Origin of the sequence: Vibrio fortis, from assembly GCF_024347475.1 — a bacterium.
Taxonomy (GTDB): domain Bacteria; phylum Pseudomonadota; class Gammaproteobacteria; order Enterobacterales; family Vibrionaceae; genus Vibrio; species Vibrio fortis.
Window position 1 is genome coordinate 384,797 of the sequence record NZ_AP025487.1, and the last position, 15,515, is coordinate 400,311.

Below are 15,515 nucleotides of genomic sequence, written 5' to 3' on the forward strand. Positions count from 1 at the left end.
TGGAGAGACTTAAAAGTTTGTCTCTTTTCACTTAGGTTCTTTTTATAAAGCGTGAAAAGCCAATAAGGAGGGCTCGCCTCCTTATTGGATAGAGTAGGTTTGAAGATGGATTACTTCAGAAGACCCACTTCTTTGTAGTATTTTTCAGCACCTGGGTGTAGAGGGATAGAAAGACCAGCTTGTACCATGTCCTCTTTCTTCAGGTTTGCAAATGCAGGGTGAAGACGCTTGAACGTGTCAAAGTTTTCAAATACTGCTTTTGCAACGTTGTAAGCAACATCGTCTGATACGTCAGACGTTGTTACCATCGTCGCTGCTACACCGAAGCTGTTTACGTCAGCATCTGTGCCGCGGTACATACCAGCAGGAACTGTGCTGTATGCGTAGTATGGGTTCTCAGCAACGATCTTGTCGATTTGAGGACCAGTTGCAGATACTAGCTTAGCGTCACAAGATGTTGTTGCTTCTTTGATTGAACCGTTCGGGTGACCAACCATGTAGATGAATGCATCAATCTTGTTATCACAAAGTGCTTGAGAACGCTCAGAACCTTTTAGCTCAGACGCTAGCTTGAAGCTGTCGTTAGTCCAACCCATAGCGTCCATTACAACACCCATAGTTGCACGGTCACCAGAACCAGGGTTACCAATGTTTACGCGCTTACCTGCTAGGTCAGCTACGCCATTGATGCCTGCGTCTGTACGAGCAATGATGTTGAACGGTTCTGTGTGTAGAGAGAACATAGCGCGTAGTTTTTTGTACTCGCCTTGATCTTTGAACTTACTTGTACCGTTGTAACCGTGGTATTGCCAGTCCGATTGAACAACACCGAAATCCAGTTCACCAGCACGGATAGTGTTAACGTTGTAGATTGAACCACCAGTGGATTCTACTGAACAACGGATGTTGTGGTCTTTGCGGCCTTTGTTCACTAGTTTACAAATCGCACCACCTGTAGGGTAGTAAACACCCGTTACAGAACCAGTACCGATTGTGATGAACTCTTGAGCGTTAGCTGCGCCAGCGCCCATTACAGCAGCTGCAATCGCACCAACTTTAAGAAGTTTGGTAAATGCCATGAATTTCCCTTCCTTTATTCATTATTAACCCTGAAACAAGTGTAGTTGCTTCTGGAGTTTCCTCTTTGGAAACGGCACCTTTTTCAATCCATGTGATGAAAAAGTGGCTGAATAATATCAAAAAATTGGCAGTAAATTACTCGAATGTTAAAACTTATAGCGAAAAAGTCTAAACGTTGATGCACAGATATAACGTTTTATTTGCAATTAGATTTTTTAAAATCAAATAGTTATGTGGTTTTTTAGGGAGGAAGATGGATATTCTAGGATGTGAGATGGATCACGAACTTAATAACTGGTCATGATCCATTCGTATAGTTAATGTTTATGAAACTTAAGACATTATCCAGCGTATTCAAACAGTTCGCACACAGATTCAAACAACTGCTTGGTCGTCACCGCCAATGTAGGAGTAATAAAGATGGTGTCATCGCCCGCAACCACGCCAAGGATACCTTCAGACTTACCTAGCGAGTCGAGTAGGCGAGCAATGAGCTGTGCCGCGCCAGGGCCGGTGTGGATAACAACCAACGCATTGTTGTGGTCAATATCTAGTACTAACTCTCTCAGTGAGCTAGAAACGGTTGGTACACCTAATTCTGCAGGCAGACAGTAAACCATCTCCATTTTCGCATTGCGAGTTCGAACGGCACCAAACTTGGTTAACATACGCGAGACTTTTGACTGGTTGATACTCTCAAAACCCTCATGCTTGAGTGCATCTACAATCTCACCTTGAGAGCCAAAACGCTCTTCTTTTAGTAAAGCTTTAAAAGCGCGAACTAAGTTGTCTTGTTTTTCGGTATTGCGCATATGTCTTCTTACTTGTTTAACAAATCTATTTGCATATTCTCGCATACATATTCATTTTTAGCCAAAATATCCAGACAATTTGTTAGTCATATCACTGTAAATATTAAATGGAATAATATGCCATTAATGACGATTTGCTTTGTTATTTCAGGGAATTATTCACATAATACAAACTCGCTGTGTAGCACGGTTTTATTGACTTGCGCGAGGTCGCAAAGCTGGCGTTAATTGATTGTAATCACTTTGTGATTATTATAGTTTTTGAACTTAAATTAGCTCACAAATCACCCTACTAAGAACTTATAAGAGAAAATCTCTCAAGGAGAATAACAATGAAAGTAGCTGTTATTGGTGCCGCTGGTGGCATCGGTCAAGCCCTAGCCCTATTACTTAAGAACCGCCTGCCTGCAGGTTCTGATCTTGCTCTTTACGATATCGCTCCAGTAACACCGGGTGTTGCTGCGGATCTTAGCCATATCCCAACGCCAGTTTCGATCAAAGGATACGCGGGTGAAGATCCAACTCCAGCGCTAGAAGGTGCTGATGTAGTTCTTATCTCTGCTGGTGTTGCACGTAAGCCTGGTATGGATCGTGCGGATCTTTTCAATGTAAACGCGGGTATTGTTAAGTCTCTAGCTGAAAAAATTGCGGTTGTATGTCCAAAAGCTTGCGTTGGTATCATCACTAACCCTGTAAACACAACTGTGCCAATCGCTGCTGAAGTTCTAAAGAAAGCAGGCGTTTACGACAAGCGTCGTCTATTCGGTGTGACTACACTAGACGTTATTCGTTCAGAAACATTTGTTGCTGAATTGAAAGACAAAGATCCAGGTGACATCCGTGTACCTGTTATCGGTGGTCACTCTGGTGTGACGATTCTTCCACTACTTTCACAAGTAGAAGGCGTAGAGTTTACTGATGAAGAGATCGCAGCACTGACTACACGTATCCAAAACGCGGGTACTGAAGTAGTAGAAGCGAAAGCGGGCGGTGGTAGTGCAACACTATCTATGGGCCAAGCAGCGTGTCGCTTTGGTCTAGCTCTTGTTAAAGCGCTTCAAGGTGAAGAAGGCGTGATTGAGTGTGCATACGTTGAAGGTGAAGGCGAGCACGCACCATTCTTCGCACAACCTGTGAAACTAGGTAAAGAAGGCGCAGAAGCAATCCTAAGCTACGGTGAACTGAGCGACTTCGAGCGTAACGCACTAGACAGCATGCTAGAAACTCTAAACGGCGATATCGAAATCGGTGTTGAATTCGCTAAATAAGTGTATTTAGATTGTTTGTTTCAAAAGCCGCTCACGTTGAGCGGCTTTTTTGATCTCGGCTTTTGATCTTTGTTTGCTAGAAGTCCGTATTCCCCGTTGGATAAAAAACCGAGGGTAGGGTATGAGTCGAGTACAGAAAGGGATGCATGTTGAGTACCTGGGGAACTTGGGCAAGGTATTAGTGATTGATGAGCAAGAGCAAACTGCTTTAGTTGCGTCTTATCAAACTCACGAGCAATATGCAGTGCCTCTAGAAGAGTTAGAAGCGATTGACGCGCAACTTCCACTTTCATTGGAGTCTAGTCGTTACTAACCCTCCAAATACTAAAAAAGAGCCGCTAGGGCTCTTTTTATTTATCTAACTAAGCGTCATTGCAATTAGCGGCTACTTACTGCGTTTTACCGCTAAGTGAGCCAGTGTTGTTAACGCTTGTTTGTATTCTGAGTCTGGAAGTACAGACAGCTCTGCAATCGCTTTGTCAGCTTCTTCGTACGCTTTCTGTGTGGTGTACTCTAGAGAGCCTGTTGCTTTCATCGCGGCAAGGATATCGTCAAGCTTCTCCATACCGTTAGAATGTTCAATTGCTTCACGGATCATGCTTGCTTGTTCTGGAGTACCATTATGCATGGCGTAAAGTAGTGGCAGAGTCGGTTTACCTTCTGCAAGGTCATCACCTACGTTCTTACCCATCTCTTTGCCGTCAGCGGTGTAGTCCATCACATCGTCAATCAACTGGAAAGCAGTACCAAGGTATTTACCGTAGTTCTGCATTGCCGTTTCGACTTCAGGTGACGATTCAGTCAGGATAGCGCCAATTTGTGTCGCAGCTTCAAACAGGCGTGCAGTTTTCGAGTAGATCACCTGCATGTAGCTTTCTTCAGTGGTATTTGGATCGTTGCAGTTCATTAGCTGCTGAACTTCACCCTCTGCGATCACATTTACCGCTTCACTCATCAACTCAAGGATCCTTAGTGATCCTAGCTTTGTCATCATTTGGAATGAGCGAGTATAGATAAAGTCACCAACCAAAACGCTAGCAGCGTTACCAAAGGCTGCATTCGCTGTTGCTTTACCGCGACGCATGTCTGACTCATCAACCACATCGTCATGCAACAAAGTCGCTGTATGGATGAATTCGATAAAGGCTGCTGAGGTGATGTGAGCTTCACCTTGATAGCCAAGAGCACGAGCTGATAAAAGAGCAAGCAAAGGGCGAAGGCGCTTGCCGCCACCGCTCACGATATAAAAACCAAGTTGGTTGATTAAACTTACGTCAGAATTAAGTTGGGCTTGAATTGTTTCATTCACTTTTGCCATATCATTGGCAGTAAGCGCTTGGATAGCTTTAAAATCCATTGTTCATCCGGCTAAAGTTAGACCCTGTAAGGCTTATACGTTGTATTAATTGTTGAATAATACACTAAAAAACGTTGATTAATACATCGCTTAAGGGCATGATTGCCGCACTTTTCTTTGGCGAACAGGTTTTCGCCAATTTTTTAAAAATATGGCTTGTCAAAGGCGTATCTTCTCTGTAGAATCTGCGCCCTATTGATGATTAGTTTAGCGCACACCCAAATGAGGCTGTGCGGAAAAAGCGGAGTAAAATATGTACGCTGTTTTCCAATCTGGTGGTAAACAACACCGTGTAAGCGAAGGTCAAACTCTTCGTTTAGAGAAATTAGACGTTGAAACTGGTGCAACTGTTGAATTTGATAAAGTTCTTCTTGTTGCTAACGGTGAGGAAATCACTGTTGGTGCACCTCTTGTTGAAGGTGGTAAGGTTACTGCGGAAGTAGTACAACACGGTCGTGGCGATAAAGTTAAAATCGTTAAGTTCCGTCGTCGTAAGCACTCTCGTAAGCAAGCTGGCCACCGTCAGTGGTTCACTGAAGTGAAAATCACTGGCATTAACGCTTAAGTTATAGGAGAGTTTAACAATGGCACACAAAAAAGCTGGCGGTTCTACTCGTAACGGCCGCGATTCAGAAAGCAAACGTCTTGGTGTAAAGCGTTTCGGTGGTGAATCTGTTCTTGCAGGTAACATCATCGTTCGTCAACGTGGTACTAAGTTCCACGCTGGTACTAACGTAGGTATCGGTAAAGACCACACTCTTTTCGCTCTTACTGAAGGTAAAGTGAAATTCGAAGTGAAAGGTCCTAAAAACCGTAAATTCGTTAGCATCGATTCTGAGTAATTTCTCAGTCTCAAGATGAATTTAAAAGCCCTGCCGATTAGGCGGGGTTTTTTATTTATAGTGAGATTAAAAATTAAAGCGAGAATAAAAAAGCAGGCGCTCTTGCTACGTGTACAGCAAAGAACCCCTCCTTATTTGTTCCTTAGTTGCAGATAGACCCTAGATCTTAGGTGATCGATCTAAATACGGATCTGCTAGAATTTATATCATTCTTTAATGAGTGGTACGCAACGCAAAGTGCGGAGTTAAAAATGAAATTCGTTGATGAAGCGGTAGTAAAAGTAGAAGCCGGTGATGGTGGTAATGGTACAGTAAGTTTTTGGCGCGAGAAATTCGTAGCGAAAGGCGGCCCTGACGGCGGTGATGGCGGTGATGGTGGTGATGTTTATATCCAAGCGGATGAAAACCTGAACACACTGATCGATTACCGTTTCCAACGTTTTTACAATGCAGAGCGTGGTGAGAATGGCCGCGGTGGTAACTGTACCGGTAAGCGTGGTAAAGACATCACATTGAAAGTACCAGTAGGTACTCGTGCTGTCGATATCCACACCAATGAAATCGTGGCTGAAGTTGCTGAGCACGGCAAAAAGGTTATGGTAGCGAAAGGTGGTTGGCACGGTCTTGGTAACACGCGTTTTAAATCGTCTGTTAACCGTGCTCCTCGTCAAAAGACCATGGGTACTAAGGGTGAGGTTCGTGAACTTCGTCTAGAGCTACTACTGCTTGCTGATGTAGGTATGCTAGGTCTTCCAAACGCTGGTAAGTCTACCTTCATTCGTTCTGTTTCTGCAGCGAAGCCAAAAGTAGCAGACTATCCGTTTACGACACTTATCCCAAGCCTGGGTGTAGTAAGTGTGGTTCCTGAGAAGAGCTTCGTGGTTGCCGATATCCCTGGTCTAATTGAGGGTGCAGCGGATGGCGCTGGTCTTGGTATTCGTTTCTTGAAGCACCTTGAGCGTTGTCGTGTGCTACTGCACATGATCGATATCATGCCAATTGATCAATCGGATCCAATTCAGAATGCACTGACGATCATCGACGAGCTTGAACAGTACAGTGAAAAAGTGGCTCAGAAGCCTCGCTGGTTGGTATTCAACAAAGTTGATCTAATGCCAGAGGAAGAAGCACAAGAGAAGATCCAAGAGATTATTGATGCTCTAGATTGGGAAGGCGAGTACTTCCAAATCTCTGCTGTGAACAAACTCGGTACCAAAGACCTTTGTTACAAGCTGGCTGACTTCATGGAAAATCTACCTCGCGAAGAGGAAGAGGTGACTGAAGAAGAGAAAGTCGACTTCATGTGGGATGATTACCACAAAGACGCGATGAGCGGTAAAGATGTAGTGACTGACGACGATTGGGATGATTGGGACGACGAAGAAGATGACGGTCACGTTATCTACGTTCGTGACTAATTGAGCCAATTAGATGAAAACCGCAATTAATATTGCGGTTTTTTTGTATCTAAATCATGAATCGGTGATGATGAATCAGGCAAAATTTACCTCTTAAGTATTAACGCCAATGGGAAGGAAATCATGGCATCAAAACAACGAGCGATATCTCGACTGGTCGCTCAATCTGGACAAATGTTACTGGCGCACGGCGCTGAGAGTACGCTGGTTGGCGACATCATGCGCCGCATAGGCATTGCATGTGGTGTCAATGAGGTGGAGGTAGCTCTGTCTGCCAATGCGCTAGTGGTTACTACTGTCATGGGTGATCACTGTATTACTACGACTCGAAGCTGTGCTGATCGTGGCATCAACATGCAGGTGATTACCGATATCCAACGAATCTGCATCATGATGGAAAAAGGGATACTTGATTCTGATCTTGCACAGAAGAAGATTAACGATATTAGTCCTGAGCGCTACAACCGTTGGTTAGTTGTAGTGATGATAGGCCTATCTTGTGCTTCTTTCAGTCGTTTAGCTGGGGGCGATTGGCATGTGTTTATGATGACCTTTATCGCCTCGGCTTGCGGCATGATTGTTCGTCAAGAGATCGGTCATCGACACTTTAACCCTCTTCTTAACTTTGCTGTCACGGCCTTTGTCACCACGGCAATCTCCGCTCAAGCCGTTCTGTTCGATATTGGCGGCCAACCCACTATTGTAATGGCTTCTTCGGTGTTGATGCTGGTGCCCGGTTTTCCGTTGATCAACTCCGTCGCAGACATGCTGAAAGGTCACATTAATATGGGGCTTGCTCGCTTTACTATGGCGAGTTTACTGACGCTCGCGACTAGCCTTGGTATTGTGGCTGCAATGAGCTTGTCTGGTGTATGGGGGTGGGCTGGATAATGTTAGAGTTATTATTAGGGCTAGCAAATGATATGTTTTTTGCTGCCATTCCCGCTGTGGGGTTTGCTCTCGTATTTAATGTTCCACAACGAGCGCTCGTTTATTGTGCTCTGGGGGGAGCAATTGGTCACGGAAGCCGCTATTTAATGATGCATTTTGGTGTTCCTATTGAGTGGGCAACGTTTTTTGCTGCAACGCTTGTCGGCATGATAGGTGTGCATTGGTCACATAAACTGTTGGCTCACCCTAAGGTGTTTACGGTAGCTGCACTTATCCCAATGGTGCCGGGTGTCTTTGCCTTCAAGGCGATGATCGCCATGGTAGAGATAAACAATATAGGCTACACGCCTGAGCTAGTAGCCATGTTGATGGAGAACTTCCTCAAAGCGATGTTCATTATCGCGGGGTTAGCGATTGGCTTAGCAGTGCCGGGGCTGTTATTCTACCGCCGTAGACCTATCGTTTAGCCGATATTAATCCAATTCAGAGTAGGACCTCAGTAGATATGATCATCAGTATGATAGCGGCAATGGCAGACAATCGTGTCATTGGTAAAGACAATCAAATGCCTTGGCACCTTCCCGCTGATTTTGCGTGGTTTAAACGTTCGACAATGGGCAAACCTATTGTTATGGGACGCAAAACTTATGACTCAATTGGCCGCCCGCTACCAGGACGCTTGAATGTCGTGGTGAGTCGAGATGAAAGCTTGAAAATTGATGGCGTCACTATGGCGACTTCGGTTGAACAAGCGTTAGAGTTGGTCGGCGATGTGGAAGAGGTGATGATTATTGGCGGCGGTTCTATTTACGCTCATTGTTTACCGAAAGCGCATAAGCTGTACCTAACCTATATTGATCTTGCTGTTGAAGGGGATACTCAGTTCCCTGATTGGGGAGAAGGTTGGACTCAAAGTTATTCTGAGCAGTTTACAGCGGATGAGAAAAACAAACACAATATGGAGTTTGTGATTCTCGAGCGCTAAGGTCTAAAGTTTGTAAATGCTTGCGCTATCTCACTAGTAGCGCAAGCTTCTTGTATCTCGTTTTTTATAGCGCTTTCTGAGTGAAGAACTTCTTATCTTCCCAGCGCAAAATCGTGAGCTCTCCTCCCCATACACATCCAGTATCTAGACCAATGACATTTTTGCCTTGATAACCTTCCAGTGCTGCCCAATGACCGAACAATACGGTTTTCTCGAGCTTCTTACGTTGAGGTAGACTAAACCAAGGAATAAACTGGTTATCAGATACCTCTTTTGGTGGGAGTTTGCATCCCATATCCAAACGCCCATCTGGGAAGCAAAAACGCATGCGGGTAAAGCTGTTGATCGCATAGCGGTAGCGCTCGATTTTTTCTAAATCTTTGCTCCAGAGATCTGGGGTGTTGCTGTACATATTTTCAATCAGCCACGGCCATTTGTCAGACTGGAGTAGTTTGCTTATCTTATCGCTCTCTTTACGAGCTCGCTTGAGACTCCATTGAGGAGAAATGCCAGCATGCGCCATCACAAATTCGTCGTGCTCTTGCATTAGTGGCTGTTGTCGCAGCCAACTTAGTAGCTCTTCTTTGTCTGATGCATCAAGAATCGGTTGAGTCTTGTCTTTTGCTTTAGCAAGGAATAAACCTTGAGATACGGCGAGCAGGTGTAAGTCATGATTACCTAACACTACCTTCGCAGAGCTGCCAAGATCGCGGATATATCTCAGTGTTTCTAATGACTTGGGGCCACGAGCGACCAAGTCTCCTGCCACCCATAAGGTGTCTGTGCTCGGGTTGAATTGGATCTGTTTAAGAAGCTGATCTAACTCATCAAAGCAGCCTTGAATGTCTCCGACAATATAATTCGGCACGTTGTTTCCTGTTCAATCGAAGGGGGAGGGTTAGTTAAGAATATTGGGGATAGCTAAGCGAAACGGTTCAATCTCAGTAATAAATTCAGCCCCTTTACTGTCCGTCATGACGTAATGTCCTTGCATTACTCCAACAGGGGTTTCGATGACTGTACCACTGGTATACGTGTATTCGTCGCTGGACTCAATAACGGGCTGCTGACCAACCACACCGTCTCCCTCAATAGAGAGCTGCTTGCCGTTAGAGTCAGTGATCAACCAACGTCGAGAGAGTAACTGAACTGTCTCTTGGCTGAGGTTCTTGATGGTGATGATATAGGCGAAGACATAGCGGTTTTTAGTCGGCTCTGATTGGTCTTCTATGTATTTAGAGTGGACTTGGCACTTAATACAAGGCGTTGATACATCCATATTCGCACCTTTTTGTTATTGTTCAACCTAGAGTATTACATAAAAAAGAGGCCCCTAACCGTAGCTAGGAGCCTTTTTGTTTATTTTGTCGCGTTGTGGTTGTCGTATAACCAGTTCGCCATATCCACGAACTGTACCAGAGTGAGGTTCTCTGGTCGCATGCTCGGGTTGATATCCAGCTCTTCAAGAACTTCTTTGCTGATCAGCGACTTGTAGCAGTTACGTACTGTTTTACGACGCTGGTTAAAGCCTTCACGACATACGCGGTCTAGCCATTTCAGGTCTTTCGCTGGGTATGGAAGCTCTTCGTATGGTTGAAGACGAACCACTGCCGAATCTACTTTCGGTGGCGGAACGAACGCTGTTGGCGGCACTTCAAGTACTGGCGTAACCTTGCAGTAGTACTGAGCCATAACTGTTAAACGGCCGTAAGCTTTGCTGCCTGGTCCAGCGGCTAGACGGTTCACCACCTCTTTCTGAAGCATAAAGTGCATGTCTTTAATGTCTTTATGGAATTCAAAAAGGTGAAACATTAACGGCGTAGAAATATTGTACGGCAGGTTACCGAAGATACGCAGTTTATTGTTTGGCTTAACTAGCTGATCGAAGTCGAATTTCATCGCATCGCCTTCGTGGATAGTCAGTTTATCCGCTAGGTCTGGATGAGTGCGTAGGCGTTCTGCTAGATCTCTATCGAGCTCAATCACGGTGAACTTGTCGACAAGTTTGCCAACTGGCTCTGTGATCGCACCGAGACCCGGACCAATCTCTACTAGGTTTTGACCTGGTAGTGGATTGATGCTCGATACGATTCCGTCAATAATGTACGGATCGTTTAGGAAGTTTTGACCAAAACGTTTACGCGCTTTGTGCCCTAAGTGGACATCATTTCTCATTGTTTTTTCTCTACTAATTCAATGGCGTGCGTGAGCGCTGTTCTAAAGCTCCCTGTATCAGCTTGGCCTTTCCCTGCCAAATCTAAGGCGGTACCATGATCGACAGATGTACGAATAAATGGCAAGCCAAGCGTGATATTCACTGAGCGACCAAAGCCTTTGTATTTTAGTACAGGCAGAACTTGGTCGTGATACATACCTAAAACAGCATCTGCATCTTGCAAATATTTTTCATTGAAAATGGTGTCTGCTGGTAAGGGACCAATCAGGTTTATGCCATCTTCCTGGCGAATTTTTTCGAGTGTTGGGGTGATGGTTTCAATCTCTTCACGCCCTAAACAGCCATCTTCACCAGCATGTGGGTTTAGGCCACACACATAAATGTTAGGTTTCTCAATCGCAAATTTCTCAACAAGATCTTTATGTAAAATCGTGATGATTTGCGCAAGCCTGTCTTCTGTGACGGCTTGGGAAACATAAGCCAAAGGGATATGGGTTGTGACAAGCGCAACTCGTAAACCTTCAGTTGCCAACATCATTACTACAAGTGGGGTGTTGGACTTTTCAGCAAAAAACTCAGTGTGGCCACTAAATGCGACGCCAGCACGGTTAATTACTCCCTTGTGAACAGGGCCGGTGACAATAGCATCAAATTCATTATTCATACAGCCCATTGCGGCAGTTTCTAATGTATTTAATACATAATGACCGTTAGCTTCGTTAAGCGTACCAGCAATCGTAGGTTCTGCCATAGGAATGTGATTGACAACCAAGGTGCCAGCTTGCTGAGGTTGAGGTGCTTCATCGCTATTGTAGTCGAGTAACACAACATCTAAATTGAGCAGCTTCGCACGCTCTGCCAGCATCTGTTTATTAGCACACACCACCAACTGATGTGGCCAACTCTCTTGGGAGAGAGCCAGCACTAAATCTGGTCCGATACCGGCAGGTTCCCCCGCCGTTACCGCAATTCTTCTAGTTGTCATCTTGCTCTTCCTCAATCATCTCTACAAAAGCGCTCGCGCGAATCTCTTGTAGCCAAGCACCAGCTTCTTCGTTGAACTTACGATTGAATAGAATTTGGTATGCTTTATTTTTAAGTGCTGAGTCGGTACGGTCGACTTCACGGCGGTCAAGAACCTCAACGATATGCCAACCGTGAACGGTTTTAAATGGAGCACTAATATCGCCTTCTGGAAGAGTCTCAACTTGGTGTTTGAACTCAGGCACGTAGAGATCTGGAGTTTGGTAACCCAGTTCACCGTTTTGAACTGCTGAGCCAGGATCTTGGCTGTATTGTTGTGCTAGTTCACCAAAGGTCGCTTCACCAGCCTTAACGCGGCGGGTGATATCTAGCAATAGTTCTTGCGCACCTTCGTCGCTCAAGATAACCGTTGGCTTCACTAGGATGTGTCGCGCATTTACTTCAGTGACCGCGACGGTTTCTAGGCCTTTCACATCTTCAATTTTTAGAATATGGAAACCGACACCACTTCGGAATGGACCTATGATGCTGCCTTTATTCTGAAGTTTGATTTGGTCTGCAAAGATTGTAGGCATCTCTTCTTTGCGCATCCAACCCCAATCACCGCCTTGCAGTGCTTTAGGACCTTTTGAGTAAGTGTAGGCCATGGTGCTGAAATCTTTACCTGAGTTCAGTTCTTCAACAAGCTCATTGGCTTGTGCTTCTAGCTCTTCTTTGGTCTGGTCATCGTTAAAGCGAAGCTGGATGTGACCAATTTTGTATTGAACCGTTGCATTGGTTTCTTGCGCTAGGATGTCTGCTAAGTTGTCGACTTCCGCTGGTAGGATATTGATTCGACGACGTACCAGAGCGTTTCGTGCTTCGCTCGCGGCAATCTCTTTTCTTACCTGTTCGCGGAACGCGTTGTAGCTTAGGCCTTCTTCAGCGACTGAAGCGGTAAGTTGCTCAACGGTCTGGTTGTTGTCTTTAGCGATGCCAGCGATGGCTTGATCAAGGCGGCTATCATCGATACGTACACCAATACGTTCTGCTTCTTGAGTTTGAATGGTGTCGATGATCAGCTTCTCTAATACCTGATCCTTTAGCACCTCTTGAGAAGGCAGAGTTTGTCCGCTTTTCTTAGCATTAGCTCGCAGTGTTTTCATCGAGGTATCGATATCGCTTTGTAGGATAACGCCCTCATTTACAATGACTTTTACTTTGTCCAGTTCTACTGGCGCTGCATGGCTAACTGAAACAGTACAAGCAGTAGCAAGTGCGATTAGTGTGTGTTTCCACAGTGTCATGTGTTGTCCTTTCTATTTACTGGCTTGAACCAATAAAATCTAAATTAATTGTTTAAGAAGAATGGTCGACCATACTCTAGTGAGTTACCAGAGCTATCAAAGCCAGAGGTATTTGAACCTGTGCCTGCTGCTGTACCAAAACCAACAATACCGAAGTTGATACTAAAGTTGTTCTCATAAACTGGGTCTGCATTCGGATTTGCATACCCTTGGTCGGTCGTCCAGCTTCTCAGCTCGTTGCTGTAGGTGACTCCTACATACCAACAGTCATCTTTGTAACGAAGATTAGCTAACCACTCGATGGCGATGTTCTCATTCATATCATGGTAATACTGAGCACTGGCGTACCATTTGGGAGAAAATTGATAACCAGTAACTAAGCCAGCTTGTGATATACCTTCGCGAGTGATGTCATCAATATTGGTAATCGTATCGCCCACGTTATCTTCGATATATTCTTTGGTTACATAGCGGTAGTTAGCCTGTACAAAGCCGTTTTCATCAATACGATATTCGACAGTACTGTTGGCTAACTGCATATCACCAGCGTCAATATCGTATTGAACACCACCATGGTAGAAGAGGTAATCATCATAGTTGAAGTCGATTTCGACCGCCCATGATGAGTAATTAGAACGAGCTTCTTCACCAGCTGTTGCATCAGGGTTTTTGGTGTCTTTATCGATAAAGAAAATCTGACCAAAAGAGATGTTGAGGCGCTCTTTGTACTCATCATCAAAGAAACGCGACGAGGCACCATAGCTTAGCTGATTTGCCGCAGCGATACGGTCAACTCCACTGTATTTGCGACTGCGGAATAAGCCATAGTAGTCGGTTTGTAGTAGTGTTGTGTCATACAACCCGATTCCTTTTTGATCTTGCTCTGGCACGTACAAGTACTGAACTTGAGGCTCAAGGGTTTGAGTATATCCAGTCAGATAAGTCGTATCACGCTCAAGAACGATGCCTGCATGGCTTCGAAATTCAGGGATAACTCGACTCACAGTGTCCTCTAATCCAGCAAATTCACCGCTTGACGTATCCACACCGTTTAAATCTTGGCTATAGTACGTGCCTAAAAGACGAGCTTCTGTCGTCCAAGACCCCCACGTTGTGCTTAGTGGTATTTTTATACCGGGTTCCAGATGAGCACGAGTAGCGGCTGGCTTAGCATTTGCTTGGGTTTCAAAGCGCGACACGTGACTGATGACATCCATCTCAACCATATTCCACAAGATAGGCGCATAATAGTTGAATTTAACTTGAGGCATAAGCTGATAGGGTTGGTTTTCACCCTCAGTTAATACTTGGAAATCACGTACAGCCAATGATACATCCCAGTTGAGAGCGCGATATGCTACTGAGCCTGACTGTAAAAGTTGGCCGTCTTCACGGCTACCTATACTGGAGTCGACATCGGTAAAGTAGTCAACATCACTCACCTTGGAGTAATCGATATTGAACTTCCAAGCTTCTTGGTAAATGCCGTCGAATTCAAACTGACCGCCCCAACGACTGCCTTTCTCTTTAAACTTGCTATCGTTATCTAAATACTCAAAATTAATGCTACTTTGACCAAACTGACTTAGATGACGAAATTCATTGTTTAATTGAGTACCGCGCTCTGACATATACTTTACAGTACTCTGGAGGTCGTAGTTAGGAGCCATGTTCCAGTAAAATGGAACCTCGGTTTCGAAACCGTCGCTTGAGCCGTAAGAAAATGTTGGGTAGAGGAAACCGGTTTTACGACTGTCACCCACTGGAACTGTCAGGTAAGGCAGATAAAAGATAGGTACATCTAACACTTCGAAGCGAGTGTTAACGAATGTCGCACTCTCTTCGTCTTGATCAAGTTCGATACTCGAAGCTTTTAGGCGCCACGATTTGTCACCCGGAGGGCAGGATGTTATCGTGCCATCTTCCAACTCATAAATCGCTTTACCTGTACGAGCAATGTATCTTGCATCACCGCGACCAGATTCGCATAGCATCTGATACTGAGTATTCTCAATTTCAAACTCATTGGTGGTGAGGTTGTTGGTCACTTTATCTGACGTGGCTTTGAATTGCCCGTCATTAAAAGTCACATTTCCTTCTGCGACAACAATGTTCTCTTGCTGGTGTAATGTCACTGTCTCGGCTTCAATGGTCTTGATACCTTGAGTTACTTTTACAGACCCTGAGTAACTTGCTTTTTCACCATTGACGGCTTCTAGGCGATCGGCCTCGACGTATGCGGGTGCATTAAGGTCTGAATCTTCAGATGATGCGATCAAACATTGATCTGTAGAGGGCATTTCCTGCACACTATCATCAATTGTTGTTTCAGCTTGAGTTGTCGGCACAAATAACGCAGAGCTGATCGATGCGGCTAACAAGGTGCGGGAGAAACATTGCATGAAGTTGAACTATC

General features: G+C 44.8%; 17 protein-coding genes. 8 read left to right on the top strand and 9 right to left on the bottom strand.

All coding sequences use genetic code 11. From position 1 onward, the window contains the following. Positions 1-110: 110 nt before the first annotated feature. Positions 111-1,079, bottom strand: coding sequence for a TAXI family TRAP transporter solute-binding subunit (locus tag OCV50_RS01755; protein ID WP_239841681.1), 969 nt, complete (start codon positions 1,077-1,079; stop codon positions 111-113). A 342-nt stretch (positions 1,080-1,421) separates the two neighbouring features. Then, positions 1,422-1,892 (bottom strand): transcriptional regulator ArgR, encoded by a 471-nt coding sequence (gene argR / locus OCV50_RS01760; RefSeq protein ID WP_032553023.1) that lies wholly within the window; start codon positions 1,890-1,892, stop codon positions 1,422-1,424. A gap of 332 nt (positions 1,893-2,224) precedes the next feature. Between argR and mdh the strand changes: the two genes are divergently transcribed. Both mdh and OCV50_RS01770 read left to right on the top strand, forming a co-directional pair. Then, positions 2,225-3,160 carry a malate dehydrogenase gene (gene mdh / locus OCV50_RS01765; protein ID WP_032553024.1) on the top strand — a complete coding sequence of 312 codons (936 nt, stop codon included), beginning with the start codon at positions 2,225-2,227 and terminating at the stop codon, positions 3,158-3,160. Positions 3,161-3,281: 121 nt separating this feature from the next. Further along, positions 3,282-3,473: a hypothetical protein gene (locus tag OCV50_RS01770; RefSeq protein ID WP_261903561.1), complete on the top strand. Its 192-nt coding sequence runs from the start codon at positions 3,282-3,284 to the stop codon at positions 3,471-3,473. Positions 3,474-3,545: 72 nt separating this feature from the next. On the opposite strand, the gene ispB is transcribed toward OCV50_RS01770, so the two are convergent. After that, the gene (ispB, locus tag OCV50_RS01775; protein ID WP_032553026.1) at positions 3,546-4,517 is read right to left on the bottom strand and encodes an octaprenyl diphosphate synthase; all 972 of its coding nucleotides are present in this window, start codon (positions 4,515-4,517) and stop codon (positions 3,546-3,548) included. 253 nt (positions 4,518-4,770) lie between these two features. On the opposite strand from ispB, the gene rplU reads away from it, so the two are divergent. The 6 genes from rplU (at position 4,771) to folA (ending at position 8,653) form a co-directional block, all read left to right on the top strand. Next, the gene (rplU, locus tag OCV50_RS01780) at positions 4,771-5,082 is read left to right on the top strand and encodes a 50S ribosomal protein L21 (protein WP_032553027.1); all 312 of its coding nucleotides are present in this window, start codon (positions 4,771-4,773) and stop codon (positions 5,080-5,082) included. Between the two features lie 19 nt (positions 5,083-5,101). Then, positions 5,102-5,359: a 50S ribosomal protein L27 gene (gene rpmA, locus OCV50_RS01785; protein ID WP_032553028.1), complete on the top strand. Its 258-nt coding sequence runs from the start codon at positions 5,102-5,104 to the stop codon at positions 5,357-5,359. Positions 5,360-5,610: 251 nt separating this feature from the next. Then, complete coding sequence (gene cgtA / locus OCV50_RS01790; RefSeq protein WP_261903562.1) at positions 5,611-6,777, top strand: Obg family GTPase CgtA; 1,167 nt, start codon at positions 5,611-5,613, stop codon at positions 6,775-6,777. A 123-nt stretch (positions 6,778-6,900) separates the two neighbouring features. Next, positions 6,901-7,668: a threonine/serine exporter family protein gene (locus OCV50_RS01795; protein ID WP_239841675.1), complete on the top strand. Its 768-nt coding sequence runs from the start codon at positions 6,901-6,903 to the stop codon at positions 7,666-7,668. After that, positions 7,650-8,135, top strand: a complete 486-nt coding sequence (locus tag OCV50_RS01800) for a threonine/serine exporter family protein (RefSeq protein WP_239841673.1) — start codon at positions 7,650-7,652, stop codon at positions 8,133-8,135. Before OCV50_RS01795 ends, OCV50_RS01800 begins: the two co-directional genes overlap by 19 nt. A 38-nt stretch (positions 8,136-8,173) precedes the next feature. Then, positions 8,174-8,653 (top strand): type 3 dihydrofolate reductase, encoded by a 480-nt coding sequence (gene folA / locus OCV50_RS01805; protein WP_261903563.1) that lies wholly within the window; start codon positions 8,174-8,176, stop codon positions 8,651-8,653. A 64-nt stretch (positions 8,654-8,717) separates the two neighbouring features. Here the strand turns inward: folA and OCV50_RS01810 are convergent, their stop codons facing one another. From OCV50_RS01810 to lptD, 6 genes are all read right to left on the bottom strand, one after another. Then, the gene (locus OCV50_RS01810) at positions 8,718-9,521 is read right to left on the bottom strand and encodes a symmetrical bis(5'-nucleosyl)-tetraphosphatase (RefSeq protein WP_261903564.1); all 804 of its coding nucleotides are present in this window, start codon (positions 9,519-9,521) and stop codon (positions 8,718-8,720) included. Positions 9,522-9,551: 30 nt separating this feature from the next. Next, positions 9,552-9,932, bottom strand: a complete 381-nt coding sequence (gene apaG, locus OCV50_RS01815; RefSeq protein ID WP_239841668.1) for a Co2+/Mg2+ efflux protein ApaG — start codon at positions 9,930-9,932, stop codon at positions 9,552-9,554. Between the two features lie 80 nt (positions 9,933-10,012). After that, entirely contained in the window at positions 10,013-10,828 is an 816-nt protein-coding gene (gene rsmA, locus OCV50_RS01820) for a 16S rRNA (adenine(1518)-N(6)/adenine(1519)-N(6))-dimethyltransferase RsmA (protein WP_032553036.1), read from the bottom strand. Continuing rightward, entirely contained in the window at positions 10,825-11,814 is a 990-nt protein-coding gene (pdxA, locus tag OCV50_RS01825; protein ID WP_261903565.1) for a 4-hydroxythreonine-4-phosphate dehydrogenase PdxA, read from the bottom strand. Before pdxA ends, rsmA begins: the two co-directional genes overlap by 4 nt. Beyond that, on the bottom strand, positions 11,804-13,099 hold the full coding sequence (surA, locus tag OCV50_RS01830; RefSeq protein ID WP_261903566.1) for a peptidylprolyl isomerase SurA: 1,296 nt from the start codon (positions 13,097-13,099) through the stop codon (positions 11,804-11,806). The genes pdxA and surA overlap by 11 nt, the downstream gene beginning before the upstream one ends. A 44-nt stretch (positions 13,100-13,143) precedes the next feature. Next, a complete protein-coding gene (gene lptD / locus OCV50_RS01835; protein ID WP_261903567.1) occupies positions 13,144-15,501 on the bottom strand; it encodes an LPS assembly protein LptD in 2,358 nt (785 codons plus the stop codon). Positions 15,502-15,515 lie beyond the last annotated feature (14 nt).

Bases quoted from the DNA above. Each gene is read 5' to 3' on its own strand.
- OCV50_RS01755 (WP_239841681.1), bottom strand. From the start codon at position 1,079: ATGGCATTTACCAAACTTCTTAAAGTTGGTGCGATTGCAGCTGCTGTA.
- argR (WP_032553023.1), bottom strand. From the start codon at position 1,892: ATGCGCAATACCGAAAAACAAGACAACTTAGTTCGCGCTTTTAAAGCT.
- mdh (WP_032553024.1), top strand. From the start codon at position 2,225: ATGAAAGTAGCTGTTATTGGTGCCGCTGGTGGCATCGGTCAAGCCCTA.
- OCV50_RS01770 (WP_261903561.1), top strand. From the start codon at position 3,282: ATGAGTCGAGTACAGAAAGGGATGCATGTTGAGTACCTGGGGAACTTG.
- ispB (WP_032553026.1), bottom strand. From the start codon at position 4,517: ATGGATTTTAAAGCTATCCAAGCGCTTACTGCCAATGATATGGCAAAA.
- rplU (WP_032553027.1), top strand. From the start codon at position 4,771: ATGTACGCTGTTTTCCAATCTGGTGGTAAACAACACCGTGTAAGCGAA.
- rpmA (WP_032553028.1), top strand. From the start codon at position 5,102: ATGGCACACAAAAAAGCTGGCGGTTCTACTCGTAACGGCCGCGATTCA.
- cgtA (WP_261903562.1), top strand. From the start codon at position 5,611: ATGAAATTCGTTGATGAAGCGGTAGTAAAAGTAGAAGCCGGTGATGGT.
- OCV50_RS01795 (WP_239841675.1), top strand. From the start codon at position 6,901: ATGGCATCAAAACAACGAGCGATATCTCGACTGGTCGCTCAATCTGGA.
- OCV50_RS01800 (WP_239841673.1), top strand. From the start codon at position 7,650: ATGGGGGTGGGCTGGATAATGTTAGAGTTATTATTAGGGCTAGCAAAT.
- folA (WP_261903563.1), top strand. From the start codon at position 8,174: ATGATCATCAGTATGATAGCGGCAATGGCAGACAATCGTGTCATTGGT.
- apaG (WP_239841668.1), bottom strand. From the start codon at position 9,932: ATGGATGTATCAACGCCTTGTATTAAGTGCCAAGTCCACTCTAAATAC.
- rsmA (WP_032553036.1), bottom strand. From the start codon at position 10,828: ATGAGAAATGATGTCCACTTAGGGCACAAAGCGCGTAAACGTTTTGGT.
- pdxA (WP_261903565.1), bottom strand. From the start codon at position 11,814: ATGACAACTAGAAGAATTGCGGTAACGGCGGGGGAACCTGCCGGTATC.
- surA (WP_261903566.1), bottom strand. From the start codon at position 13,099: ATGACACTGTGGAAACACACACTAATCGCACTTGCTACTGCTTGTACT.
- lptD (WP_261903567.1), bottom strand. From the start codon at position 15,501: ATGCAATGTTTCTCCCGCACCTTGTTAGCCGCATCGATCAGCTCTGCG.